Source organism: Micromonospora sp. NPDC003241 (assembly GCF_053589795.1).
Genome location: NZ_JBSFSO010000013.1, coordinates 105,427 through 128,351 on the forward strand (window position 1 = coordinate 105,427; position 22,925 = coordinate 128,351).

General features: G+C 72.0%; 19 protein-coding genes. 13 read left to right on the forward strand and 6 right to left on the reverse strand.

Annotated elements, in window-relative coordinates:
- Positions 1–42 precede the first annotated feature (42 nt).
- The gene (gene glgC, locus ACWDVW_RS13780) at positions 43–1,275 is read left to right on the forward strand and encodes a glucose-1-phosphate adenylyltransferase (protein ID WP_449947979.1); all 1,233 of its coding nucleotides are present in this window, start codon (positions 43–45) and stop codon (positions 1,273–1,275) included.
- Complete coding sequence (gene pgm, locus ACWDVW_RS13785; protein ID WP_449947982.1) at positions 1,272–2,918, forward strand: phosphoglucomutase (alpha-D-glucose-1,6-bisphosphate-dependent); 1,647 nt, start codon at positions 1,272–1,274, stop codon at positions 2,916–2,918. The genes glgC and pgm overlap by 4 nt, the downstream gene beginning before the upstream one ends.
- 119 nt (positions 2,919–3,037) lie before the next feature.
- Here the strand turns inward: pgm and ACWDVW_RS13790 are convergent, their stop codons facing one another.
- Entirely contained in the window at positions 3,038–4,897 is a 1,860-nt protein-coding gene (locus ACWDVW_RS13790; RefSeq protein WP_449947984.1) for a polysaccharide biosynthesis protein, read from the reverse strand.
- A 203-nt stretch (positions 4,898–5,100) separates the two neighbouring features.
- Positions 5,101–6,027: an NAD(+)/NADH kinase gene (locus ACWDVW_RS13795; protein WP_449947987.1), complete on the reverse strand. Its 927-nt coding sequence runs from the start codon at positions 6,025–6,027 to the stop codon at positions 5,101–5,103.
- A gap of 329 nt (positions 6,028–6,356) precedes the next feature.
- On the opposite strand from ACWDVW_RS13795, the gene ACWDVW_RS13800 reads away from it, so the two are divergent.
- From ACWDVW_RS13800 to ACWDVW_RS13815, 4 genes are read left to right on the forward strand one after another with little or no spacing between them, the layout of a single operon-like run.
- Positions 6,357–7,550, forward strand: a complete 1,194-nt coding sequence (locus ACWDVW_RS13800; protein WP_449947990.1) for a glycosyltransferase — start codon at positions 6,357–6,359, stop codon at positions 7,548–7,550.
- A 20-nt stretch (positions 7,551–7,570) separates the two neighbouring features.
- Complete coding sequence (locus ACWDVW_RS13805) at positions 7,571–8,848, forward strand: hypothetical protein (RefSeq protein ID WP_449947992.1); 1,278 nt, start codon at positions 7,571–7,573, stop codon at positions 8,846–8,848.
- The gene (locus tag ACWDVW_RS13810) at positions 8,845–10,110 is read left to right on the forward strand and encodes a hypothetical protein (protein WP_449947994.1); all 1,266 of its coding nucleotides are present in this window, start codon (positions 8,845–8,847) and stop codon (positions 10,108–10,110) included. The genes ACWDVW_RS13805 and ACWDVW_RS13810 overlap by 4 nt, the downstream gene beginning before the upstream one ends.
- The gene (locus tag ACWDVW_RS13815; protein ID WP_449947997.1) at positions 10,107–11,291 is read left to right on the forward strand and encodes a polysaccharide pyruvyl transferase family protein; all 1,185 of its coding nucleotides are present in this window, start codon (positions 10,107–10,109) and stop codon (positions 11,289–11,291) included. The genes ACWDVW_RS13810 and ACWDVW_RS13815 overlap by 4 nt, the downstream gene beginning before the upstream one ends.
- A 33-nt stretch (positions 11,292–11,324) precedes the next feature.
- Here ACWDVW_RS13815 and ACWDVW_RS13820 read toward each other — a convergent pair whose 3' ends face one another.
- Positions 11,325–11,435: a hypothetical protein gene (locus tag ACWDVW_RS13820; protein ID WP_449948000.1), complete on the reverse strand. Its 111-nt coding sequence runs from the start codon at positions 11,433–11,435 to the stop codon at positions 11,325–11,327.
- Between the two features lie 19 nt (positions 11,436–11,454).
- Positions 11,455–11,796: a GDP-mannose 4,6-dehydratase gene (locus tag ACWDVW_RS13825; protein ID WP_449948003.1), complete on the reverse strand. Its 342-nt coding sequence runs from the start codon at positions 11,794–11,796 to the stop codon at positions 11,455–11,457.
- Positions 11,797–11,974: 178 nt separating this feature from the next.
- Between ACWDVW_RS13825 and ACWDVW_RS13830 the strand changes: the two genes are divergently transcribed.
- Together ACWDVW_RS13830 and wecB are read left to right on the forward strand one after the other, a co-directional pair.
- On the forward strand, positions 11,975–13,216 hold the full coding sequence (locus tag ACWDVW_RS13830; RefSeq protein WP_449948005.1) for a glycosyltransferase: 1,242 nt from the start codon (positions 11,975–11,977) through the stop codon (positions 13,214–13,216).
- 49 nt (positions 13,217–13,265) lie between these two features.
- Positions 13,266–14,390 carry a non-hydrolyzing UDP-N-acetylglucosamine 2-epimerase gene (gene wecB / locus ACWDVW_RS13835; protein ID WP_449948007.1) on the forward strand — a complete coding sequence of 375 codons (1,125 nt, stop codon included), beginning with the start codon at positions 13,266–13,268 and terminating at the stop codon, positions 14,388–14,390.
- Here the strand turns inward: wecB and ACWDVW_RS13840 are convergent.
- Positions 14,319–15,092 (reverse strand): acetyltransferase, encoded by a 774-nt coding sequence (locus ACWDVW_RS13840; protein WP_449948010.1) that lies wholly within the window; start codon positions 15,090–15,092, stop codon positions 14,319–14,321. The two genes, wecB and ACWDVW_RS13840, sit on opposite strands and share 72 nt — an antisense overlap.
- 91 nt (positions 15,093–15,183) lie before the next feature.
- Between ACWDVW_RS13840 and ACWDVW_RS13845 the strand changes: the two genes are divergently transcribed.
- Both ACWDVW_RS13845 and ACWDVW_RS13850 read left to right on the forward strand, forming a co-directional pair.
- Positions 15,184–16,407, forward strand: a complete 1,224-nt coding sequence (locus ACWDVW_RS13845) for a glycosyltransferase family 4 protein (RefSeq protein WP_449948013.1) — start codon at positions 15,184–15,186, stop codon at positions 16,405–16,407.
- A gap of 130 nt (positions 16,408–16,537) precedes the next feature.
- Positions 16,538–17,056: an acyltransferase gene (locus ACWDVW_RS13850; protein WP_449948016.1), complete on the forward strand. Its 519-nt coding sequence runs from the start codon at positions 16,538–16,540 to the stop codon at positions 17,054–17,056.
- 5 nt (positions 17,057–17,061) lie between these two features.
- Here ACWDVW_RS13850 and ACWDVW_RS13855 read toward each other — a convergent pair whose 3' ends face one another.
- A complete protein-coding gene (locus ACWDVW_RS13855; protein ID WP_449948019.1) occupies positions 17,062–19,086 on the reverse strand; it encodes a hypothetical protein in 2,025 nt (674 codons plus the stop codon).
- A gap of 194 nt (positions 19,087–19,280) precedes the next feature.
- On the opposite strand from ACWDVW_RS13855, the gene ACWDVW_RS13860 reads away from it, so the two are divergent.
- The 3 genes from ACWDVW_RS13860 to ACWDVW_RS13870 are packed head-to-tail and all read left to right on the forward strand — an operon-like array spanning position 19,281 to position 22,925.
- Complete coding sequence (locus ACWDVW_RS13860) at positions 19,281–20,237, forward strand: NAD-dependent epimerase/dehydratase family protein (RefSeq protein WP_449948021.1); 957 nt, start codon at positions 19,281–19,283, stop codon at positions 20,235–20,237.
- Positions 20,234–21,727, forward strand: coding sequence for a lipopolysaccharide biosynthesis protein (locus tag ACWDVW_RS13865; RefSeq protein WP_449948024.1), 1,494 nt, complete (start codon positions 20,234–20,236; stop codon positions 21,725–21,727). The genes ACWDVW_RS13860 and ACWDVW_RS13865 overlap by 4 nt, the downstream gene beginning before the upstream one ends.
- Positions 21,714–22,925: a glycosyltransferase gene (locus ACWDVW_RS13870; protein ID WP_449948026.1), complete on the forward strand. Its 1,212-nt coding sequence runs from the start codon at positions 21,714–21,716 to the stop codon at positions 22,923–22,925. Before ACWDVW_RS13865 ends, ACWDVW_RS13870 begins: the two co-directional genes overlap by 14 nt.

The following is a 22,925-nucleotide window of genomic DNA, read 5'->3' on the forward strand; positions in this document are numbered from 1 at the left end:
GTACGAGTGGTGAAGCAGCACGGGGATGGATAGCGTCTGGTCATGGCTGCCAAGGTGCTCGCGATCGTCCTGGCCGGCGGAGAGGGCAAGCGCCTGATGCCGCTGACCACGGACCGGGCCAAGCCGGCCGTCCCGTTCGGCGGGATGTACCGCATGGTCGACTTCGTCCTCTCCAACCTGGCCAACGCCGGCTATCTGAAGATCGTCGTGCTGACCCAGTACAAGTCCCATTCCCTCGACCGGCACATCACCAAGACCTGGCGGATGTCGACGCTGCTCGGCAATTACGTGACGCCGGTGCCCGCGCAGCAGCGTCGGGGCCCCTGGTGGTTCGCCGGCTCGGCCGACGCGATCTATCAGAGCTTCAACCTGATCTACGACGAGCAGCCCGACTATGTGATCGTCTTCGGCGCCGACCACATCTACCGGATGGACCCCCGGCAGATGGTGGAGGACCATATCGCCTCCGGCGCCGGGGTGACGGTGGCCGGCATCCGGCAGCCGCTGCACACCGCCGACCAGTTCGGCGTCATCGAGGTCGGCGCGGACGGCCGACGGATCCGGGCCTTCCGGGAGAAGCCCACCGACGCGGTCGGACTGCCCGACGCGCCCGACGAGATCTACGCCTCGATGGGCAACTACGTCTTCACCACCCGGGCGCTGATCGAGGCGGTGGAGCGCGACGCCGAGGACAAGACCAGCAAGCACGACATGGGCGGCAGCATCATCCCGATGCTGGTGGAGCGCGGCGAGGCCAACGTCTACGACTTCCGCGACAACGAGGTGCCGGGCAGCACCGACCGGGACCGGGGCTACTGGCGCGACGTGGGGACGCTCGACTCCTTCTACGACGCCCACATGGATCTGATCAACGTCCACCCGGTGTTCAACCTCTACAACTTCGACTGGCCGATCTACACCGAGCAGCCGCCGTACCCGCCGGCCAAGTTCGTCCACCAGTGGGGGGAACGGGTCGGCCGCGCGGTCGCCTCGATGGTGTCGCCGGGCGCGGTGATCTCCGGCTCGCTGGTGGAGAACTCGATCGTCTCGCCGAAGGCCAAGGTGCACTCCTGGGCGCACGTGGACGGCGCGGTGCTGATGGAGGGCGTCGAGATCGGCCGGCACGCGGTGGTGCGCCGGGCCATCCTCGACAAGAACGTCTACGTGCCCGAGGGCGCGGAGATCGGCGTGGACCTGGAACGGGACCGGGAGCGCTACACGGTCTCGGACAACGGGATCGTGGTCATTGGCAAGGGACAGAAGGTAGAACCATGAGTGGTCACCCGCGCGCGGGCAAGCCGGCACAGCCCGCCGACCTGGTCGACGTTCCGCGGCTGGTGACGGCCTACTACGCCGAGCATCCCGACCCGGCCGACCCGGCGCAGCAGGTCTCCTTCGGCACCTCGGGGCACCGTGGGTCGAGCCTGCGCAACGCGTTCAACTCCGACCACATCCTGGCGGTCACCCAGGCGCTCTGTGACTACCGGCGGGAGCAGGGCGTCGACGGGCCGCTGTTCCTGGGCCGGGACACCCACGCGTTGTCCACCCCGGCGGCCGTGGACGCCCTGGAGGTGCTCGCCGCCAACGAGGTCACCGTGCTGCTGGACAGCCGGGACGGCTATACCCCGACCCCGGCGGTCTCGCACGCCATCCTCACCCACAACCGGGGTCGCACCAGCGGGCTCGCCGACGGCATCGTCATCACCCCGTCGCACAATCCGCCGGACGACGGCGGGTTCAAGTACAACCCGACCCACGGCGGTCCGGCGGACTCCGACGTGACCCGGTGGATCCAGGACCGCGCGAACGCGATCCTCGCCGCCGGGCTCAAGGAGGTGCGCCGCATCCCGTACGCGCGGGCCCGCGCCGTCGACACCACCGGCACGTACGACTTCCTCGGTGCGTACGTGGACGACCTGCCGGCGGTGATCGACCTGGACGCGATCCGCGACGCCGGGGTGCGGATCGGCGCCGATCCGCTCGGCGGGGCGAGTGTCGACTACTGGGGCGAGATCGCCCAGCGGCACCGGCTGGAGTTGACCGTGGTCAACCCGACGGTGGACCCGACGTGGCGGTTCATGACCCTGGACGGTGACGGCAAGATCCGGATGGACTGTTCGTCGCCGAACGCGATGGCCTCGCTGATCGCGATGCGCGCCGACTACCAGGTGGCCACCGGCAACGACGCGGACGCCGACCGGCACGGCATCGTCACGCCGGACGCCGGGCTGATGAACCCGAACCACTACCTGGCGGTGGCGATCGCCCACCTGTTCCGGACCCGGGAGCAGTGGGGTCCGGACGCGGCCGTCGGCAAGACCCTGGTCTCCTCCTCGATGATCGACCGGGTCGCCGCCGACCTCGGGCGTCCGTTGCTGGAGGTGCCGGTCGGCTTCAAGTGGTTCGTGCCCGGGCTGCTCGACGGCGCGGTGGGCTTCGGCGGCGAGGAGAGTGCGGGCGCCTCGTTCCTGCGCCGCGACGGCGGGACGTGGACCACCGACAAGGACGGTCTGCTGCTCTGCCTGCTCGCTGCCGAGATCATCGCCACCACCGGCCGGACGCCGAGTGAGCACTGGGCCGAGTTGGCCGACCGGTTCGGCGCGCCCGCGTACGCCCGGATCGACGCGCCGGCCACCCGGGAGCAGAAGGCCGTGCTCGGCAAGCTCTCCCCGGAGCAGGTCCGCGCCACCGAGTTGGCCGGTGAGCCGATCACCGCCACGCTCACCACCGCGCCCGGCAACGGCGCGGCGATCGGTGGGCTCAAGGTGACGACGGCCTCCGGCTGGTTCGCCGCCCGCCCGTCGGGCACCGAGGACGTCTACAAGATCTACGCCGAGTCGTTCCAGGGGCCCGAGCACTTGGCCCGGGTCCAGCAGGAGGCGCAGGAACTGGTCACCGAGGTGCTGTCCGGCGCCTGACCGGCCCGGCGACGTCGGGCCGTGACCGCCGTGGGACAGCCGAGCGCGGTCGGGCGGCCGTGTGCGCAGGACAGCCGCGTGCCGTCACCCGGTGTGGGTGACGGCACGGCGGTGGCGCGTCAGCGGGCCAGCGGGATGCCCGGCTGACGTTCCCGGGTCGTACCCGGCAGGACGCCGCAGAGCGCGGCGAGTTGGTCGACGATCAGGCCCGGGTCGCCGAACGGGTCGAGTGCGCTGACCTCAAGTGGATCGAGGGCCGGCACGCTCACGTGCGAGATCAGCGGATGCAGCGGCCGGTGGTCGGCCTCGCCGTGGCCGAGCAGGTCCTCGTGCAGCTTCTCGCCGGGGCGCAGTCCGGTGTAGACGACCTGCACCGGACTGGCCGACTGGGCGACCATCCGGCGGGCCAGGTCGTCGATGCGGACCGGCTCGCCCATGTCGAGCACCAGGGCCTCGCCGTCGCGTCCGATGCTGGCCGCCTGGAGGACCAGGTGCACCGCCTCCTGCACGGTCATCAGGTACCGCGTCACGTCGGGGTGCGTGACGGTCAGCGGTTGCCCGGCCTCGATCTGCCGCTGGAAGGCGGTCACCACCGAGCCTCGGCTGCTGAGCACGTTGCCGAACCGGACGCTGAGGAAGGTGCCCGGGTGGGTGGCCGCCGCGTGGGCGGTGAGCATCTCGGTGAGGCGCTTGGAGTAGCCGAGCACACTGATCGGGTTGGCCGCCTTGTCGGTGGAGATGTTGACGAAGCGGGCGACGTCCCGGCAGGCGTCCAGGACGGTGAGCGTGCCCCAGACGTTGGTCTTGATCGCCTCGCCGGGGTGCCGTTCCAGCAGGGTCAGGTGCTTCAGCGCGGCGGCGTGGAAGACGATCTCGGGGCGGCGGTCCCGCATGATCCGCCGGATTCCCTCGTCGTCGCGGAGGTCGGCGAGGATGAGTTCGGGGCCGTCGAGCAACGCCCGTCCGGTGAGTGACATCTGGAGGCTGTGCAGCGCGGACTCGTCCCGGTCGAGCATCATCAGCTCGCCCGGGTTGGCGCGCATGATCTGCCGGCACAGTTCCGCGCCGATCGAGCCCCCGGCGCCGGTGACCAGCACCCGTCGGCCGGCGAGGCCGTTGTCGTCGAGCGTCAGGTCGCCGACCACCTGGCGGCGGCCGAGCAGGTCGCTGATCTGCACGTCGCGGACGTCGCTGACCCGGATCCGGTGGTCCACCAGCTCGCGGACCGGTGGAATGATCTTGAAGGCGGCGCCGGTCCGGAGGGTGATCTCCCGGATCTCGCGGATCAGCGTGGCGTCGGCGTTCGCCACCGAGAAGATCAGCGTGGTCGCTCCGGTGCGACGGACCGCCTCGGCGAGCTGCGCCCGACCGCCCAGCACCGGGACCCCGGCGATGCGCAGGTCGCGCCGCTCCGGGTCGTCGTCCAGCGCGCCGACCGGCAGGTAACGCCCCTTCGGGTCGCCGAGCATGGCCCGGACTAGCCCCTGACCGGCCTCGCCGAGACCGAAGAGGAGTACCGGAGTGGCCGACCGGGCGTCCGGACGCATGGCGCGGTCCCGGCGGTGCCGGTGCAGCAGTCGGGAGCAGAGCATGAACAGCAGCGCCAGTGCGCCGCCGACCACCGGGGTGCTGGCCGGAACCGGGCGGTCGCCGAAGGCGAGCAGGGCGAGCAGCACCAGGGCGGCCGTGGTGGCGGTCGTGCCGGCGAGCCCACGGACCTCCTCGATGGTGCCCAGCGGCTGCCGGCCGGAGTAGATCCGCCGTAGTGCGCTGATGCCGACGTGCAACACGGCGGTGGCGGCACCGAGCAGCATCATGTCGGCGGCCTGGTCGGCAGTGAGCACCTGTTCGTGTCGGGCCCAGCCGGCCACGGTGAAGCCGCCGACCCAGGCGAGGGCGTCGGCGGCGAGGAAGACGGCGGTACGGCGTCGGTTCACTCTGGTCCGGTCCCGGGGCGTCGGCGTTATCTCGGGTGGCATGACGATCTCCCCTGTCCTGTCCGTGGCCGGTGGAGACCCACATCAGGTCAGGGGCCACGTACGTCCCCTAACTGCTTAGCCGAATTAAGGTCGTGCGATTCCCTCTTTCACGTTTCTCTGGCCGGTCGTTCATTTCCGGAATTGCGAACAATTGTCGCGTGCAGAGGAACGGGAGACATTCTCCGAATGTGGAGACGTCGGATTCACTCCGGAGGTGGTATCCGGCGGTCGAGGCGGTGACGCAGCTCCTCGGGGAGCAGTTCGCGCAGTTGCTCGGGCAGCAGCGGCAGGTCCAGCAGGCTCAGCTTGAGCTGGCTGCGCTCCTGGAAGCGGCCCGGGTCGAGGCGTACCACCAGGCCCGCGTCGTGGCGGTAGCGGATGTCGACCGCGCCGGAGGTCGACCCCTCGCGGATCAGCAGCCCGTCGACCTCCACCGCCACCGGCCCGGACCCGGGCCGCAGCTCCAGCCGGACGTTCTCGTCGGGGGAGAGCACCACGGCCCGGGAGATGCCGGACATCGGCGCGCTCGGGGTCACCACCACCGCCCGCGTGGCCGGGGAGATCAGCGGCCCGCCCGCCGCGTAGCTGTAGGCGGTCGACCCGGCCGGCGTGCTGACCACCACCGCGTCGCAGCGGTAGTAGCCGTAGCGGCGTCCGTCGACGGCCAGGGTGGCGGTGACGAAACCCTGGCCCGGCGCGCGGATCAGCGCGATGTCGTTGAACGCGACCACGTCGTCGCCGCATACGTCGCAGGCCAGGCAACTGTGCCCCGCCACGGTGTAGTCCCGGGTCAGCAGCCGGTCCAGCGCCGCCGGCACCTCCGGCGGCTCCACCTCGACCAGGAACCCGACCTTGCCCAGGTGTACGCCGAGCACCGGCGTGGGGTCGTCCACGGCCATCCGGAGCGCGCCCAGCATGGTGCCGTCCCCGCCGATGCTGATCAGCACGTCGGAGCGGGCGACGAGCTCCGCCGTCGGCATCGGCCGGACCGACTCGGGGACCCGGTGCCGGTCCTCGACGCGTACCGCCAGGGTGGCGTCGTGCCGGACGGCCCAGGCCGCGATGGTGTCCACCACGGGCGAGGTGTCCCGGGTGGGATGGAGCACCAGCCCGAGGTGGATTCCGTCCATGCGCACAGCTCACCACAGTCCGATCGGCCGCACCGGGCCTACCGGCCGGCGTCCGTCAATTGCGTACGCCGTTTTCTGTTCGAGCGTGACGTGACGACTATTCGCGAACCCGCCTCGCGGTGCATTCGTTCGGAATTCGTCGACCACGATGCTACTTTGGCTATTCTGTCTCGACCCCGATCGAATATCGCGGAGGCCGACGTATGAGTAATGAGCCGGGCCAGGTTCGCGTTCGAGGAGCGACGAGTCCATCGCCCGGTCGGCAACCGGCGGGTCACGGCTCGACCGGGCGCCGTCCCGGCGCGTCGTCGCGCCGACGGATCGCCCTGGTGACTCACGGGCTGCACCGCAACGGCGGGGTGGGCTCGGTGGTCAACTGGCTGTACGAGGGGTTGACGGCCTCCGACCGGTACACCGTGGACGTGCACGACCTGGCGACGTCCGTCCGGGACACCACCAGCCGGCGGTTGCTCGCGCCCGGGTCCTGGCGGCGCGCCAGCCTGCTGCGGCGGACCGACGCGGTGCCGCACGAGCGGTACTGGGGCGCCAACGCGGTCGAGGTGGAGGTCATGCGGTACCGACCTCGGCGGGAGCTGACCACGGCGTTGGCGGGATACGACTGCATCCAGGTCGTCTGCGGCACCCCCGCCTGGGCGGCTCCGGTGCTCGCCGCCGGTCCGCCGGTCGTGGTGCAGATGGCGACGCTCGTCGCGTGGGAGCGGGCGCACCGTCCACTGCGGCCCTGGCGCCCGTCGGATCTCTGGCGGGCGGCGATGACCAGGCTCACCTCCCGGATCGAGCGGTCGGCGCTCGGCGCGGCGGACGCGGTCCTGGTGGAGAACCAGGTGATCTTCGACTGGGTGGAGTCGCTCGGACTGCCGGACGTCCTGCTCGCGCCGCCCGGCGTGGACACCGCCCGGTTCACACCGTCGCGGTCCGGCTGGCGTGCCGACGGATACCTGCTCTCGGTCTGCCGGCTCGGCGATCCCCGCAAGGGGCTCGACCGGATGGTCCGCGCCTACGCCGAGGCGCTGCGCCGCCGCCCGGACCTGCCGCCGCTCGTCCTCGCCGGCAGGGGGCGGCTCGCACCGGATGTGCCGGCCCTGGTCGCGGAACTCGGGCTCGGTGAGCGGGTCCGGGTACGCCCCGACGTCCCGGCCGACGACCTGGTGGAGTTGTACCGAGGCGCGTCCGTCTTCCTCCAGACCTCCTACGAGGAGGGCCTCGGTCTCTCGGCCGTGGAGGCGATGGCCTGTGGTCTGCCGACGGTGCTCACGGCCACCCACGGTGCCCGCGAGTGCGTGTCCGACGGGCGGACCGGCTGGTTGGTCCCCCTGGAGCCCGCCGACGAGGTGAGCGGGACCGTCGCGGCGAGGATCCTGGACATCCTGGACGTCTCCGGCCCGGCGATGGCGGAGGCCGCCCGCCGTCGCTGCGAGCGCCTCTTCTCCCGCCGGACGGCGCTGCGCCGATTCACCGACACCTATGATCGTCTGCTCACCGACCGGACGGCCGACCGGTGACGTGTGCGACGTCGTACCGCGTGGCCGAGGACCGACTGGCGACGGCGACCCCGGCACCGGACACGACAAGGGCTGAGCGGGGCCGACGCCGCAAACTGCCCCGGCTGAACTGGCTGCTGCAACTCTTTCCGGTGAGCACGATGGTGTTGGCCCCGTACGCCGTGCTCGTCGTCCCGATGGCGGTGCTCAACGGCAATCCGGATCTGGGCTTCATCGTCATGCTGCTGGCCCTGGCGCTGCCGGGGTGCGTACTCGTCGAACTGGCCTCCCTGCGGCGGGTGGGCCGACGCGGCGAGTGGCAACGCGGCCTGACCGAGGCGAGCGCCGGTCACCCCCGCCTGTTCACGATCGCCCGCGCGGTCACGCTGGTCAGCGTCACCGCCGACCTGGTCGGCGCCTGGGCCGGTCGTGGCACGATCTTCACCCAGCTCACCGGCGAGGTGGCCTCGTCACCGACGGCGATGCTCAGCTCGCTGTTCATGGGCTGGCGGTACCTCGCCTTCGCGCTGCTGGCCGCGAGTCTGCTCGCCGGACGGGCGGGCCGGCTGGCCTGTCTGCGGTGGACGGCCTACCTCATCGGTGCCCAGGTGGTGGTGGCGGTGACCACCGCGTTGACCGCTCCCTTGATGGGCTATCTCTCCTTCGTGGTGGCGCTGGCGGCCCTCTGCGGCCTGCTGCACACCCGGTTCGTGGTGGTCGCCGTCATCGCGCTGTTCCTGGCGTGGCCGACGGTGTACGCCGCCCGCAACGAGATCCGGGTCGACGGCGGCGTGGCGGTCGACGAGGAGGTCACCTCCGCCGACCGGCTCCGTTTCGACCTCCAGGTGACGCGCGCCAGCGAGTACGACGTGCCGGTCGACATCGAGCGTCCCGGCCCGTCCCAGATCGTGCGGTACGGACTGGTGCCCCGGGCACTCGATCCGGACCGACCGGCCCTGTCGACCGGCACGCGGATCAACGAGTACCTCGGCGGGACGTCGACGTCCGCGTACACCTTCCTCGCGCTCGGCACGATCTACTTCCTCGACGGTCCGTGGGGCGTGGTGCTGTTCTACACCGGCTGGGCCCTCGTCGGGGTCCTGCTGCTGCGGGCCGGCGGCCCACCCGGACCGATCCGCCTCGCGCTCTTCGGTTTCGCGGTCGCCAGCCCACTGATGTGGTCGAAGGTCTATCCGGAGTCCATGATCTCGTTCGTGCAGTTCTGCGTCGCCGCGCTGCCGGTGCTGCTGCTCCTGCGACTGACCCGGCACCGGGTGCCGACGCCGGCACAGCCGGGGCCCATCCGGCTTCCGACATGACGACCCGGGCGGCGCCGCGCCCCGGCCCGTCGGCCGCGAGCGAGGTCCCCCGGGCAGGCGGACGGCGGGCGTTCGTCCGACGTACGGTGGTGGCGCTGTCGGTGAACGGGCTGTCGAGCGTGGGCAACCTGATGGTCTCGGTGTCCGTCGCGCGGGGTGAGTCACTGTCGAGACTGGGGCAGTTCGCCCTGGCCTTCTCGATCTACGTGCTGGTCATCGGCCTGGTGCGGACGGCGGTCACCGAGTCGGTGCTGGCCGCACGGATCGGGCCGGCACGGCCCGAGATCGCGCGGGGGGCCCGCCGCGCCTGCACCGTCGCCGTCGTGTCCGGGTTGCTCGCGGCGGCCACCGGGGTGGTGGTCGGCGCCGACTACCTCACCGTCGTCGGCCTGGCCCTGCCCGGCCTGGTGGTCTATGACTACGTCAAGGCGATCAGCATCGGTGTCGGCGGCACCCGGGTCGCGCTGGCGCAGGAGTGTGCCTGGCTGGGCTGCACCGCGCTGGCCGTCGGGGCGGCCGTGCTCGGATCGGCGCCACCGGTCATGATCTTCGTCGGCTGGGCGGTCTCCGGTGCGGTCATCGGCGTCGTGGCCGCCCTGCGGCTGCGGTACGGCGTGCTGCCCGGCTGGGGCCTCGACCGTCGTGGCACCCGCGTGGCCGCCTCCTTCGCCGCGCAGTTCCTGGTCACCACCGGTTCGGCCCAACTGGCCCTGAGCGGTCTGGCCGCCACGGCGGGGGTGGCCGTGGTCGGCGCCCTGGGCGCGGCCCGGACGGTCTTCGGCCCGGTGACGCTGCTGATGACGACGCTCTCCTCGCTGATCATCCCGTACCTGGCCCAGGCACGTCCGGAGACGGCACGCGCCCGGATGCGGGTGGCCGGCTCGGTCATCGCGCTGACCGTCGGCGTGGTGCTCCCACTGGTGCTGGCGGTGTGTCTGCTGCCGGACGACGTCGGCCGGGCCGTGCTGGGCGACAACTGGGACGCGGCCCGTCCGCTGCTGCCGCTGCTCTCCGTCGAGGCGTTGCTGGCCCCGATCGCCCTCGTCGCCTTCGCCGGGCACCGCGTCGCCCACGCCGGTGGGCGTGCGTTGGCGATCGGTGTGGCCCTCGGACCGTTGCGGATCGCGACGATCGTCGCGGGTGGTGTTCTGTTCGGAGCCGGTGGCGCAGCTGGCGCACTGGCCGTACTCGCCCTGGTCAGCGCCGTCTGCTGGTGGGTCAGCTATCTGCGGCTGGGCGGGCGGAAGGGAGCTGTGCGGTGACCCGTACCGTCGGACTGGTCTGCCTCGGTGAGGCCGGCAACTTCGGTGACGACCTGATCCTGATCGCCGCGGTGGCCGCCGCCGGCGACGTTGACGAGGAGACCGAGGTCCGATACCTCAGCTTCGGTCGTCCCCTCGACTGGGCGGCGATCTCGGCCCGGCTCGGTGTCCCACTGCGTGCCCGGCCGGTGCGTCCGGGACGGGACCTGCCCGGCTCCCGCCGCAGCGAACTGAGCTTCCAGGGCTGCCGCGCCGTGCTGTTCGGCGGCGGCGGCCTGCTCCAGACCAGCCATCACCCGCACACCCCCTACCGGTGGCTGAGTTTCCTGCCCGGACACCTGCCGGCGGTGCCGGTGCTCGCCGTGGGGCTCGGTCTCGGCCCGCTCAGCGCGGACTGGGAACGCCGGCTGCGGGCGCTGGGTTCCCCGTTCGACGAGTGTTACCTGCGCGACGGCGACTCGGTGACCCTGGCGGAGCAACGGCTGGGGTGGCGGGCCCGGCGCTGCCGGGACTTCGTCGACCGGACCTTCCTCGACGGGCTGGGGGTACGCACCGCAGTGGCCGGGCGCAACCGGCCGGAGGTGCTGGGAGTGGCGCTGCGCCGGTGGCCGGGGCTGGACGTCACCGGCACCGCCCGCCACGTCGGCCGGATCGCCGAGCGGTACGGCGTCGGGGCGGTGCGGCTCTTCGTCCTGGAGGCCGGGGCCGGTGGACCCGATGTGATCTTCACCGAACAGGTGTGCCGGCAACTGGCCGGCGGGGACACGACGGTGGTGCCGTACCAGGGCGTGGACCTGCTCGACTTCGCCGCCGCGATGGCGGAGTGCACGGTCGCCGTCTCGATGAAGCTGCATTCCAGCGCGCTCTGGGCGGCCCTGGACGTGCCGATCCTGCCCATCTCGTACGCGCCGAAGACGGCGGCCTTCTTCGACCAGCCCTTCGACGGGCTGCGGATCTACGACCGGGTGCTGCCGCCCGCCGTCGACGCCGACGTGGTGCCACGGGCGGCCGAGGTGGTCGGACCGTGGTTGCGGCGGGCACTCGCCGGCCAGGTGCCCGTCACGCGCGCGATGCTGAGCGCCGGGGACCGGCTGAGGTTCCAGACCTCCGGCACGGCGGTCAACATCTACCGGCGCCTCGGTCGTACGGTCCGGGGCACGATCGGCGCCGGCTCGCGGTAGCCGGCGCCGATCGTCCCGGCCGGAGGCGGGTGCTCAGTCGTCCAGGGCGGCGCGGACCCGCTCCACCACCGTCTTGACCTCCGCCTCGCCCAGGTCCGCATGGGTGGGCAGGGTGATGCCCCGGCGGCTGAGGTCGGTGGTCACCGGGCAGTCCGCCGCCGGATCATGGTGTGCGGGCGCCGAGCGCGGTGACGTCGGCGGTGTAACCGGGGATGTCGAAGGAGACCCGGACGTGGCTCTGCGCGCCGAGGTTGTAGATCTCGTCCGGCCGGACGTCCCGGATCAGCGAGGTCAGGCTGGCCGGGTCGGACAGGTCACCGTAGTGCAGGAACAACCGGGCGTCCGAGTGGCGCGGGTGCACGTCGATGCGGTCCAGTCGATCGGTGTTGAACGACGACGAGCGCCGCTTGATCCCATGCACCGTGTATCCCTTGTTGAGCAGGAATTCGGTCAGGTAGCTGCCGTCCTGCCCGGTGATACCGGATATGAGTGCCACTCGTGACATGAAGTCCCCTAGCGTTTGTCGACGGTCGGTGTCGCCTGGCTTTTATAGCGTTTTTCGGGGCCTGGATTTCGTCTTTACGCATACTGTTCGGAAGGTGTCTTCCGCCGCGTCCGGCAGTCACCGCGGAAGCGCTCGATCGTTGGGCCAATCAGTCCTGTGCTGCCGGCGAGGAGCGAAGATGGTCAACGACACCACCCCCGTGTCGCAATTTCGAGAAGGAGTCTCGGAATACGACGAGAAGCAATTCCGCGTTCTCGTCACGGCGGAGTACTTCGTTCCCGGATGGCGGGCCGGCGGCCCGGTCCGTTCGATCTCGGACGTGCTCGCCAAGGCCAGCGACGACATCGAGACGACGATGTTGACCCGCGACCACGACCTCGGTTCCCGCGATCCCTATCCCGGTCTCTCCGGCCGGTGGGCGCGATTCGGCCGGACCGACATCTTCTATCTCGGGGTACGCCGTCCGGCGCACTGGCGGCAGCTCTGGCGCGCGCTGCGCGCGGTCCGGTTCGACCTGCTCTACGTGAACAGCGTCTGGTCGACCTTCTCCATCCTGCCGATCGTCGCGGCCCGGCTCGGCCTGCTGCGGGTGCGGCGCGTGCTGGTGGCTCCCCGGGGCGAGTTCGGGTCGGCCGCGCTGCGACTGCACGGCCTGCGCAAGCGGGTCTTCCTGGCCGGCTGGCGGTGGATGCTGGCACAGCCCCGGGTGCTGTGGCACGCCACCACCCCGGCCGAGGCCGCCGACATCCGGCGGGTGCTGCCCCGGGCCCGGATCGGGGTGGTCGCCGTCGCCAGCGGCCCCGAACCGGAGCCGGAGCCGGTCGCGCTGCCGCCGAACGCCCAGGCCCGGCTGGTCTTCATCGGACGGATCTCCCCGATGAAGAACCTCGACCTGGTGCTCCGCGCGCTCGCCCACGTGCCGGTGCCGGTCCGGCTGGACGTCTTCGGTCCGGTGGGGGACCCGGGGTACTGGCGCCGGTGCCAGGACCTGATCGCGGCCCTGCCCGACTCGGCCACCGTGGCCTATCGCGGGGAACTGCACCCCGACCAGGTCCGCGAGACCTTCTCCCGGTACGAGGCGTTCGTGCTGCCGACCCGGGGCGAGAACTTCGGCAACGCGATCGCGGAGAGCCTGTCGGCGTACTGCCCGGTGCTCTGCTCCGACCGCACCCCCTGGACCGACGTGCTGCGCGACGGTGGCGGGCTGGTGCTGACCGACCTGACCCCGGCGGCCCTGGGCGCCCTGGTCACGCAGGTCGCCACGGCCGCGCCGGAGCAGCGGCACGCGGCGCGGGTGGCCGCCGGGGCGGCGTACCGGCGCTGGCAGGCGAGCCTGACCCGGGTCAGCGTGCTCGACCAGGCACGGCACGTGATCCGCGACCCGGCGTACCGGGTGCCCCCGCAGGGGCGTACGTCCTGAATCGGTGGGCCAGGCCGCCCATCGGAAGACCGTGGTGAGGAGACTGCCCGTGACCCGGGTGATGACCGTCGTCGGGACCAGGCCGGAGATCATCCGGTTGGCCCGGGTGATCGACGCGCTGGACCGGACCGTGGAGCACACGTTGGTGCACACGGGACAGAACTGGGACCCGGCCCTGTCCGACATCTTCTTCACCGAGCTGGGGGTCCGCGCGCCGGACCGGTTCCTGCGGGCGGACACCAGCTCGCTCGGCAGCCTGCTCGGTGCCGTCCTGGTCGGCACCGAGGCCGCGATCGCCGAGTCGCGTCCGGACGCGCTGCTGGTGCTCGGTGACACCAACAGCGCGATCTCCGCCCTGATGGCCCGCCGGATGAAGGTGCCGGTCTACCACATGGAGGCCGGCAACCGCTGCTTCGACCTGAACGTGCCGGAGGAGACGAACCGGCGGATGGTCGACCACGTCGCCGACTTCAACCTGGTCTACTCCGAGCACGCCCGCCGCAACCTGCTCGCCGAGGGCCTGCACCCGCGGCGCATCCTGCACACCGGTTCGCCCATGCGCGAGGTGCTGGACCACTACCGGCCGCAGATCGAGGCGTCCACCGTGCTGGCGCGGCTCGACCTGGAGCCCGGTGGCTACGTCGTGGTCAGCGCCCACCGGGAGGAGAACGTCGACCATCCGGACCGGCTCCGCCGGTTGCTGGACTGCCTCTGCGCCGTCCGCGACGAGTGGGGGCTGCCGCTGCTGGTCTCCACCCACCCACGGACCCGCAAGCGGCTGGAGTCCCTGGCCGTGGACGGTACGCGCCTGGAGGCCATCGCCTTCCACGAGCCGTTCGGCTTCTTCGACTACGTGACCCTGCAACGGCATGCCCGGTGCACGCTCTCCGACAGCGGCACGGTCAGCGAGGAGTCGGCGATCCTCGGCTTCCCGGCGGTGACCCTGCGCGAGTCGATCGAGCGCCCGGAGGCGCTGGACACCGGGTCGATCGTGATGACCGGCCTGGACCCGGCCGGGGTGGTGGAGGCGGTCCGCGTGGTGATCGCGCAGGCGGAGGTGGGTGCCGGCGGCTGTCCGCTGGACTACCAGGTCCCGGACACGTCACGCCGGGTGGTCGACTTCATCCTGTCGACCGTGCGCCGCCATCACGACTGGGCGGGCATCCGGCACTGAGGACGGGGTCGGTCGGGCCGGTACCCCGGTGACCACGACACCGGCCGGGACGTCGCGCGTCACGCAGGCCCCGGCCCCGACGACGGCGTCCCGGCCGACCGTGAGCCGGGGCAGGACGGCGGCGGTGGTCCCGACCATCACGCCCTCGGCGAGGCGACAGTGGCCGGAGACGGCGGCCAGCGGGTTGACCGACACGTAGTCGCCCAGCTCCGCGTCGTGCCCCACTGTGCAGTTCTGGTTGAGGTGTACGTGGCGGCCGAGGACCACGTTCGTCGTGACCCGCGCGCCACCGGCGGCGAACAGCCCTTCGCCGACCACGCAGTCCGTGCCGATCTCGGCGTCGGGGTGGATCACCGTGGCGGCGGGCAGCCCGTAGTGGGCGACGGCCTCGGCGGTCTCCCGACGCAGCCGGGGCCGGCCGACCCCGAGCGCCACCCGCGTGGTGGGCGGCAGCTCGCCCAGCCGGCGGGTCGGGCCGAGGAACGGCACCCCGAGGCGGTGCACCAGCGCGACGTCGGGCTCGGTGGGGTAGTCGTCGACGAACCCGAGCACCCGCCACCGGGGTTCGTCGGGCACCGGCGTGTTAAGTAGACAAATTACCCGATACACCTCACGGCCCATCCCGCCGACTCCTACGATCACTACGTCGGTCGTCACCCGTGGCTCCCTCGTCCGTGGAGAACGCCGGTCGCTCTCCGTCATCTGAACCGTCTCGGAGCGTCGATGGTGACGGTCGCGCCGACGCGGCTGCGCTGCGGTGACGACACCCGTCTGCGGAAGGTTGAGCCACACAGTGAACGAGCCGGTGCGGACCCGTCCGCCCGACGCCGCCGGTGCGCCCCGGTCGGCGTCGCTGTCCGCCGTCGAGGCGGACGGCTATCGGGTCGTCGCGACCGCCGGTGTGTTCGAGCCCGGCTTCCGGGGCGGCGGGCCGATCCGCTCCCTGCGGTACATCCTGGACACCCTGCCGGACGATCTCGACGTCACCCTGGTCACCCGGGACCGAGACCTGCGCTCGCCGGTGTCCTATCCAGGGCTGTCCGGGCGACTGCTGCGCAGCGACGCCCGCTCCGCCGTGTTCTACCTCGACCCGTTCGCCCTCCGGCACTGGGCCCGGCTGGTGCGGCACGTCCGCTCCCGACCGGTCGACCTGCTCTATGTCAACAGCCTCTGGTCGCCGTTCTCGGTGGTGTCGATCCTCGCGGTCGCCTCGGGCGTGCTGCGCGCCAAGGCGATCCTGCTCGCGCCGCGCGGAGAGCTGGCGCCGGCCGCCCTCGACATCAGGTCGCGCAAGAAGCGGCTCTTCCTGTCGGTGTGGGCGCCGCTGCTGCGCCGGCTCGACGTGCGCTGGCAGGCCTGTAGCCGGCGGGAGGAGGCGCAGATCCGGGCGGCCGTGCCGTGGGCCCAGGTGATGGTCAACGGCAACGAGTGCGCCGTGCCGGAGGACCCGCCCCCGCCTGCCGAGCCGCGTGACGGGCCGCTGCGGTTGGTCTTCATCGGTCGGGTCTCGCCGATGAAGAACCTGGTCACCGCGCTGGAGGCGGTGGCCGGCGCGACCCGGCCGATCGAGTTCGACATCTTCGGGCCGGTGGAGGACGAACAGTACTGGGCCCGGTGCCGTCAGGTCGTCGAGTCGATGCCCGACCACGTCCGGGTCGCCTACCGGGGCGAACTCCCGGCGGCGCAGGTGCTTGCGACCTTCGGCCGGTACGACGCGTTCCTCTTCCCGACGTTGGGCGAGAACTACGGTCACGTGATCGTCGAGAGTCTGGCCGCCGGCTGTCCGGTGATCTGCTCCGACGAGACGCCCTTCAGCGAACTGATCGCCGACGCCGGGGGAGCGGTGGTACGCCCCGCCACGGTGGCCGCGTTCAGCGCGGTGCTCGACCGGCTCGCCGACCGGTCGGTCGCCGAACGTGCCGAGGCCAAACGGGCCGCCGCCCGGCGGTACCGGATCTGGCGGCAGCAGAGCCGGGAACTCAACGTGCTGGAGCACGCCCGCCGGTTCTGCCGCTGACCGTGGACGCAGTGCCGTCACGCGTACCCGCTTCGGATCGTTGCGGGAGTGTCCGGCGGTGCGGGCGCGCCCGCCCGTCGCCGCGTACTTCGTCAGGTGAGGACGTCAGGTGTCCAGTCGCGTTAGGACGATGGTCAGGCGGGTGCGGGACCATCTCGCCGCCACCCGCGACCCGGAGGCGTTCGCCCGCTCCCTCGGGGTGAACCTGACCGGGCGGGTCCGCTTCTATGGGATCAGCCGGGCGATGTTCGGCTCGGAGCCCTGGCTGATCACCCTCGGCGACAACGTCTACATCACCTCCGAGGTCCAGTTCGTCACGCACGACGGCGGCACGCTGATCCTCCGCAAGGACCACCCGGACCTCGACTGGACCGCGCCGATCGTCGTCGGCGACGACGTCTACATCGGGATGCGGTCGATGATCCTGGCGGGCGTCACCATCGGCAACCGGTGCGTGATCGGGGCGGGCTCGATCGTGACCCGGGACATCCCGGACAACACCGTGGCCGCCGGGGTGCCGGCGCGACCGCTGCGGACCACCGACGAATACCTCGCGCGGTTGCAGGCCAAGTCGTTGGGGATCGGCCACCTGCCGGTGCCGGCCAAGCACGAGGCGATGAAGCGGATCTACGGGGTGACCACGGTCTGAGGCCGTCAGGCCCGCCGGTAGGCCACGCGCGGCGGCGGGAACTGGTGTACGCCGCCGACCGTGATCGCGCCCAGCGCGCCGGTCACGCCGGTCACCTGGTAGCCGTACCGGTCGCCGGACATCGCCGCCGGGTCGGTGCCGAGGTTCAGCGCCGTCCCGCCCGCCGCCTCGGCCAGCAGCGTCGGCGCGGTGGTGCCGGTGCCCTGCCAGACGAGCGCGTACCAGTGCCAGCCGCCGGGCAGCGCCACCGGCGTGCTCAGCACCGACTCCCTGATCCCGGCGGTGGTCACCGTGAGCGTGCCGAAGTCGGCGATCGGGCCGAGGAGCGCGGGCCGCCCGGTGGTCGGGTCGTGGGCGTACACACCGTGGCGCAGCACGCCGGTGCCGGGCGCGGTCACCTCGACGCAGGCCCGGTCGACCGGCGTCGGCTCGGCCAGGTACACCGGGTGCAGCAGGAGCCGATGGAACGCGCCGGTGTACGTGCAGGTCCGGGTCGGACCGGCCAGCGGCAGGAAGTAGCTGCCGACCCCGAGCGCGACGCCGGGCACCTGCGGCGGAGCCGGCGGGCCGGGCTCGGCACGCCACATGCCGTAGCCGGGCGAGACCGGCACCGCGTACGGGATGCCGTCCACGGCGACGCGGTCCGGCACCGTGAGGTTGGTCGGACCCTCCGCGACCAGTTGCCGGGCGAACAGTCGGGGCGCCGGCATCCGGGCCTGGGCGACCGGGCCGACCCGCTCGACCACCACGACGTCGTGGGTGCCGGTGGAGACGACGATCTCGGTGGCCGCCGAGGGCGGTGCCAGATAGCGGCGGTACGCGGTGCCGGTCACCGAGGCACCGGGCTCCAGCGTCCGTCCCCACACCAGTTGCGGGTAGTTCTTCTTCAGGCTGGAGCTGACGAACCAGCACTTCGCCGTGGTGTGCCCGGCCCGCGTCGCCGGCCGCCCGTCGTCGAACGGCAGCAACCCGACGGCGATGCCCCACTTCTGCTCCCCGCCGGAGTCCACCACCCACTGGGTCATGCTCGCGGCCGGGGTCAGCGGGTCCCGCAACGTCGCCGGGGTGATGTCGGTGAGGGCGCTCAGCGTGTCGAGCCGCGCCCAGGTGGACCAGTCCAGGTTGCCGGCGACCCCCACGTTCGGCATGAACTGCCGGCGGCTACCGCCCGTCGGCACGGTCAGCGCGGAACACTGGGTGACCCCGGCGTTCACGGCGAAGCGGCTCAGCGCGGTGACCGTCTGCGAGACCAACAGCCCGTCCGCGCTCCAGCGGTACAGGTTGTCGATCCGGCACAGGGACGGGATCCGCGACATGATCGTGGCGATCGGCGTACCGATGTTCGTCTGGGCGGTGTCGATCATCCCCTGGTAGGAGGGGATCAGGTACGACTCCCGGATCCGCAGCTCCTGGCCGGTCCGCCGGCCGTCCGGAACCGGCCGTCCGTCGAGTTCCACGCTCACCTCGTGGCTGTGGGTGGCCGGACGGATCTGCACGTCCGGCGTGAGACCCGTGATCGGCACGGTGGTGCGGTTCGTCGCGCCGGACACGTGGGTCAGCGGCGCCGTCGGCCGGCCCCGCGCGCCCTGGGCGATGCCGTCCACGATCACGTACGGGTTGCCGAAGAGCAGGCTGTTGGCGTTGGTGACGGCGAGCAGCGTGAACACCCGGGTGCCGTCGGTCCACCGGGAACCCACGTCGGCGGTGGTCTTGCCGTGGCCGGTCATGGCGATCTGGTTGCCCACGTTGTACCCGTGGTTGCCGCCCACGTACGACCAACCGGTGTTGATCGGGCAGTTGTCGTCGGAGGTGTCGTGGATCGGGGTGCCCACGGCCGACGGGGAGGGCCACACCTGGGCGTCGGTGGCCGTCGACGGCACGAGCGTGACCTGCGGCAGGCTGGAGTGCCACATGCCGACCATGCCCTGGGCATAGGCGATGTTCGCCGGCATCAGCACGTCCCGGGTGGCGTCGAAACGCGACCGGACGGTCATCAGCGCGTTGGAACGGTAGACGATCAGTTCTCCCATGGCCCCGAACTCCTCCCGGCGCACCCGGCACCTCCGCCGTAACGCGTACCGATGACGTCACTGTGCGCCACCTCGCCCCTGGTCGGCGGCGTACGGTCGGCTCCCGGACAGCAGCGCGGAATTCCCCGAACGCGGGACGGTGACCCAGATGAGTCGATATACATATCTTCGACATTCATTCGGGGGTTTTGTCCATGCGAATTCTGGTCACCGGCGGGGCCGGTTTCATCGGATCCAATCTGGCCCGCGCCGCGTTGGCGGATCCCGCCGTCAAAGAGGTGACCGTCCTCGACGACCTCTCCGTCGGACTGCCCGGCAACCTGGACGGACTCGGCGTCGACCTGGTCGAGGGCTCCATCCTGGACCCGGTCGCCCTGGACACGGCGATGGCGGGCCGGGACGCGGTGGTCCACCTGGCCGCTCTGCCGAGCGTGCCCCGCTCCCTGCGGGATCCGGTGGCCTCCCACCACGCGAACGCGACCGGCACGCTGATGGTGCTGGAGGCGGCCCGCCGACATCACGTCGCGCACGTCGTCGTCGCCTCGTCGTCCTCGGTGTACGGCGCGAACCCCGCGCTGCCCAAGACGGAGTTGACCTGGGCCCGTCCGATGAGCCCCTACGCGGCGACCAAGCTCTCCACCGAGGCGTACGCGTTGGCGTACCAGGCGTCGTTCGGGCTGCCCACGCTGGCCTTCCGGTTCTTCAACGTGTTCGGCCCGGGGCAGCGGCACGACCACGCGTACGCGGCGGTGATCCCGCGCTTCGCGCACGCCGCCCTGCACGGCGAGCCGGTCGTGGTGCACGGTGACGGCACCCAGTCCCGCGACTTCACCTACGTCGGCACGGTCTGCCAGGTCATCCTGGACGCGCTGCGCCGCCGGGTGCAGCACCCACACCCGGTCAACCTCGCCTTCGGGGCGCGGGCCACCCTGCTGGAGGTCGTCGACGAGCTGGAGGGCTTGCTCGGGCGGCCGATCGCCCGCGAGTACGCCGCCCCGCGCACCGGCGACGTGCCGCACTCGCTGGCCGACGACACCCTGCTGCGGGAGCTGTTCCCGGACGTGACCCCGGTCGACCGCCTCGACGGCCTGCGCGCCACCGTCGAGTGGATGTCCGGGCGGCGCGACGTCGCTCCCGCCGGGACCCGGTGAACCGGGCGGCGAACCGGACCGGACCGGGGCGGTCGACCGCCCCGAGCGCCCCGGTCGATCCCGCGCAGACCACGACGCCGCCCGCCGTCGAGGCACCGGCCGCCGTCGACACGCCGCCCGCCGTCGAGACACGTGAGCCGGCGGGTGACCGGGACCGACGCGTCTCGGTCGGCATCGCCGCCGCGATGGCGGCCAAGGGGATCGGCCTGGCCGCGCCGCTCGTCGTCACCCCGGCCTGCTTCGGCTACCTGGGCGACCAGCGGTACGGCCTCTGGATGGCGGTCACCGCGCTGACCGGCATGGCCTGGTTCGCCGACCTGGGGCTGGGCAACGGGCTGCTGACCCGGTTGAGTCACCACGTCACCGACGTGCGGGCACAGGCGCGGGAGATCTCCAGCGCCTTCGCCACCCTCGGCGCGGTCGCCGTGGTGCTGGTCGTCGCTCTGGTGGCGGTCGTACCCACGGTGGGATGGGCCGGGCTGTTCGGGGTGACCGACGCGCGGGTCGCCGCTGACGCGTCCGCGATGGTGCTGCTCTGCTTCGGGGCCTTCGCCGTCAACATCCCGTTCTCGCTGATCCAACGGATCCAGTACGCCCGGGGCCAGGTGGTGCAGAGCAACGTCTGGCAGTCGGCCGGCGCGCTGGTGGCGATGGGCGCGGTGCTCGGCGCCATCGCCGCCGGGTGGAGTCCCCTGGTGGTGATCGGCTGCGCGGTGCTGGCCGTACCGCTGACCAACCTGCTCAACACGGTGGCGTACTTCTGGTTCCAGGAGCCCGCGCTGCGGCCCGGTCCGGCTCTGGTGGACCGGGCCACCGCCGTCGGCCTGCTCCGGCTCGGCCTCCAGTTCTTCGCGCTCACCACCATGTCGTCGATCGCGCTCAACATGGACAGCCCGCTGGTCGCGTACCTGCTCGGGCCCGCGGTGGCGGCCCACTACGCGGTGGTCGGGAAGCTGTTCGGCGTACTGTCGATCTTCGTCGGGCTGGTCGGCATGACGATCTGGCCGGTCAACGGCACCGCCCTGGCCCGGGGCGAGGTGGCCTGGGTACGTCGCAACACCCGACGGATGGTGCTCCTCTACGGGCTGATCGTCGGGGTGGTCGGCGGTTCGCTGGTCGGCGTCGGCCCCCGGTTGGTCGAGTCGTGGGTGGGCGGCATCGACCGCGCCACCGTGTCGGTCGCGCTCCTGGCCGGGCTGGCCGGCTGGTCCTTCCTGGTCGCCGTCACCTCCCCGTTGATCATGGTGCAGAACAGCGTCGGCCTGCTCCGGCCCCAGTTCGTCGGATGGGCGTCGTTCCTGGTGCTGGCGGCCGGGCTCAAGGTCTGGGGGCTGCGGCAGTTCGGGCTCGTCGGCCTGCCGGTGGCGGCCTGTCTCGCGTACGTGCTGACCATGTGGCCGGCGGTGTTCGTGGGCTATCGGCGGGCGCTGCGCGGCGATCGGACCCGACCGACCGAACGAGCGAAGGAGCGCGCAGATGTCCTGGGATGATCCGACGACGCCGGGCACCCACCGGCCCGATCGTCCGTGCCGGGTGCTGCGGATCGTCGGCGAACTGAACTTCGGCGGCACCGAGATGCGGACCGCCGAACTGCTGCCCCGGCTGGCCGCCGCCGGTGTCGAGGTGCACCTGGTGACGCTCAGCGACCGGATCGGCCCCGGCCCGCTGGCGGAGGTGGTCACCCGGCACGGCGGCACGGTCACCCCGATCGCACTGGACCGGCACTTCGTCCCGCGCCTGCTCGGGCTGCTGCGGCGGTGGCGTCCGGACGTGGTGCACGTCGACTGCGCCAACTTCTCCGGCGTACCGCTGGCACTGGCCCGGCTCTGCGGCGTACCCGTGCGGGTGGCGCACTTCCGGGGCGACGACAACGTACGCCGCAACCTGCGGCGACGCGTCTACCGCCGGCTCTGCGGGTGGCTGCTGCGGCACAGCGCCACCGACATCCTCGGCGTCTCGCCCAGCTCGCTCACCTTCGGCTACGACCCGGCCTGGCAGGACGACCGGCGCTGCCGGGTGGTGCTCAACGGCCTCGACCTCGACCGGCTGCGGACACCCGGCCGCGACGACCTGCGGGCGCTGGTCGGCGCCGAACCGGACGCTCTCGTCTGCGTCAGCGTCGGCCGGGCCTCGCCGGAGAAGCGGCGCTGGCTGCTGCCGCCGATCCTGGCCGAGTTGCGGTCGCTGGGCGTGCCGGCACACGCGGTGCTGGTCGGCCCCGGCGACGAGGCGGACGACGACGCGCGGGTCCGCGACGCCGCGCAGGCCGCCGGCCTCGCCGACCGGGTGCACCTGCTCGGCCCCCGTGACGACGTGGGTCACCTGCTCCGGCAGGCCGACGTGGTGGTGCACCCCTCCTGCCTGGAAGGGCTGCCCGGGGGAGTGCTGGAACCGGTCGCGCTGGGCGTCGGCACCGTCGCCGCCGACCTGCCCGGGGTGCGGTTCATCGAGGCGCACCTGCCCGGTGTGACGGTCGTCGACACCGACGCGCCGCCGAGGGTCTGGGCCGAGGCGGTGCGGACCGCCGCCGCGTACACCGTGACGACGACGCCACAGGCGGCCGCCGCACGCTTCGCCGACAGCGTCTTCGCCATCGACGCCGCCCTCGCCGCCCACCTCGCGATCTATCGACCACGGCAACACCCGACAGCCCAGCGGAGCCGGCAGACCGCCGGCTCGGAACGGTGA

Excerpts from the sequence above, each read along its gene's own strand:
- glgC (WP_449947979.1), top strand. The coding sequence starts at position 43 with ATGGCTGCCAAGGTGCTCGCGATCGTCCTGGCCGGCGGAGAGGGCAAG.
- pgm (WP_449947982.1), top strand. The coding sequence starts at position 1,272 with ATGAGTGGTCACCCGCGCGCGGGCAAGCCGGCACAGCCCGCCGACCTG.
- ACWDVW_RS13790 (WP_449947984.1), bottom strand. The coding sequence starts at position 4,897 with ATGCCACCCGAGATAACGCCGACGCCCCGGGACCGGACCAGAGTGAAC.
- ACWDVW_RS13795 (WP_449947987.1), bottom strand. The coding sequence starts at position 6,027 with ATGGACGGAATCCACCTCGGGCTGGTGCTCCATCCCACCCGGGACACC.
- ACWDVW_RS13810 (WP_449947994.1), top strand. The coding sequence starts at position 8,845 with ATGACGACCCGGGCGGCGCCGCGCCCCGGCCCGTCGGCCGCGAGCGAG.
- ACWDVW_RS13825 (WP_449948003.1), bottom strand. The coding sequence starts at position 11,796 with ATGTCACGAGTGGCACTCATATCCGGTATCACCGGGCAGGACGGCAGC.
- ACWDVW_RS13830 (WP_449948005.1), top strand. The coding sequence starts at position 11,975 with ATGGTCAACGACACCACCCCCGTGTCGCAATTTCGAGAAGGAGTCTCG.
- ACWDVW_RS13840 (WP_449948010.1), bottom strand. The coding sequence starts at position 15,092 with ATGACGGAGAGCGACCGGCGTTCTCCACGGACGAGGGAGCCACGGGTG.
- ACWDVW_RS13850 (WP_449948016.1), top strand. The coding sequence starts at position 16,538 with ATGGTCAGGCGGGTGCGGGACCATCTCGCCGCCACCCGCGACCCGGAG.
- ACWDVW_RS13855 (WP_449948019.1), bottom strand. The coding sequence starts at position 19,086 with ATGGGAGAACTGATCGTCTACCGTTCCAACGCGCTGATGACCGTCCGG.
- ACWDVW_RS13860 (WP_449948021.1), top strand. The coding sequence starts at position 19,281 with ATGCGAATTCTGGTCACCGGCGGGGCCGGTTTCATCGGATCCAATCTG.
- ACWDVW_RS13870 (WP_449948026.1), top strand. The coding sequence starts at position 21,714 with ATGTCCTGGGATGATCCGACGACGCCGGGCACCCACCGGCCCGATCGT.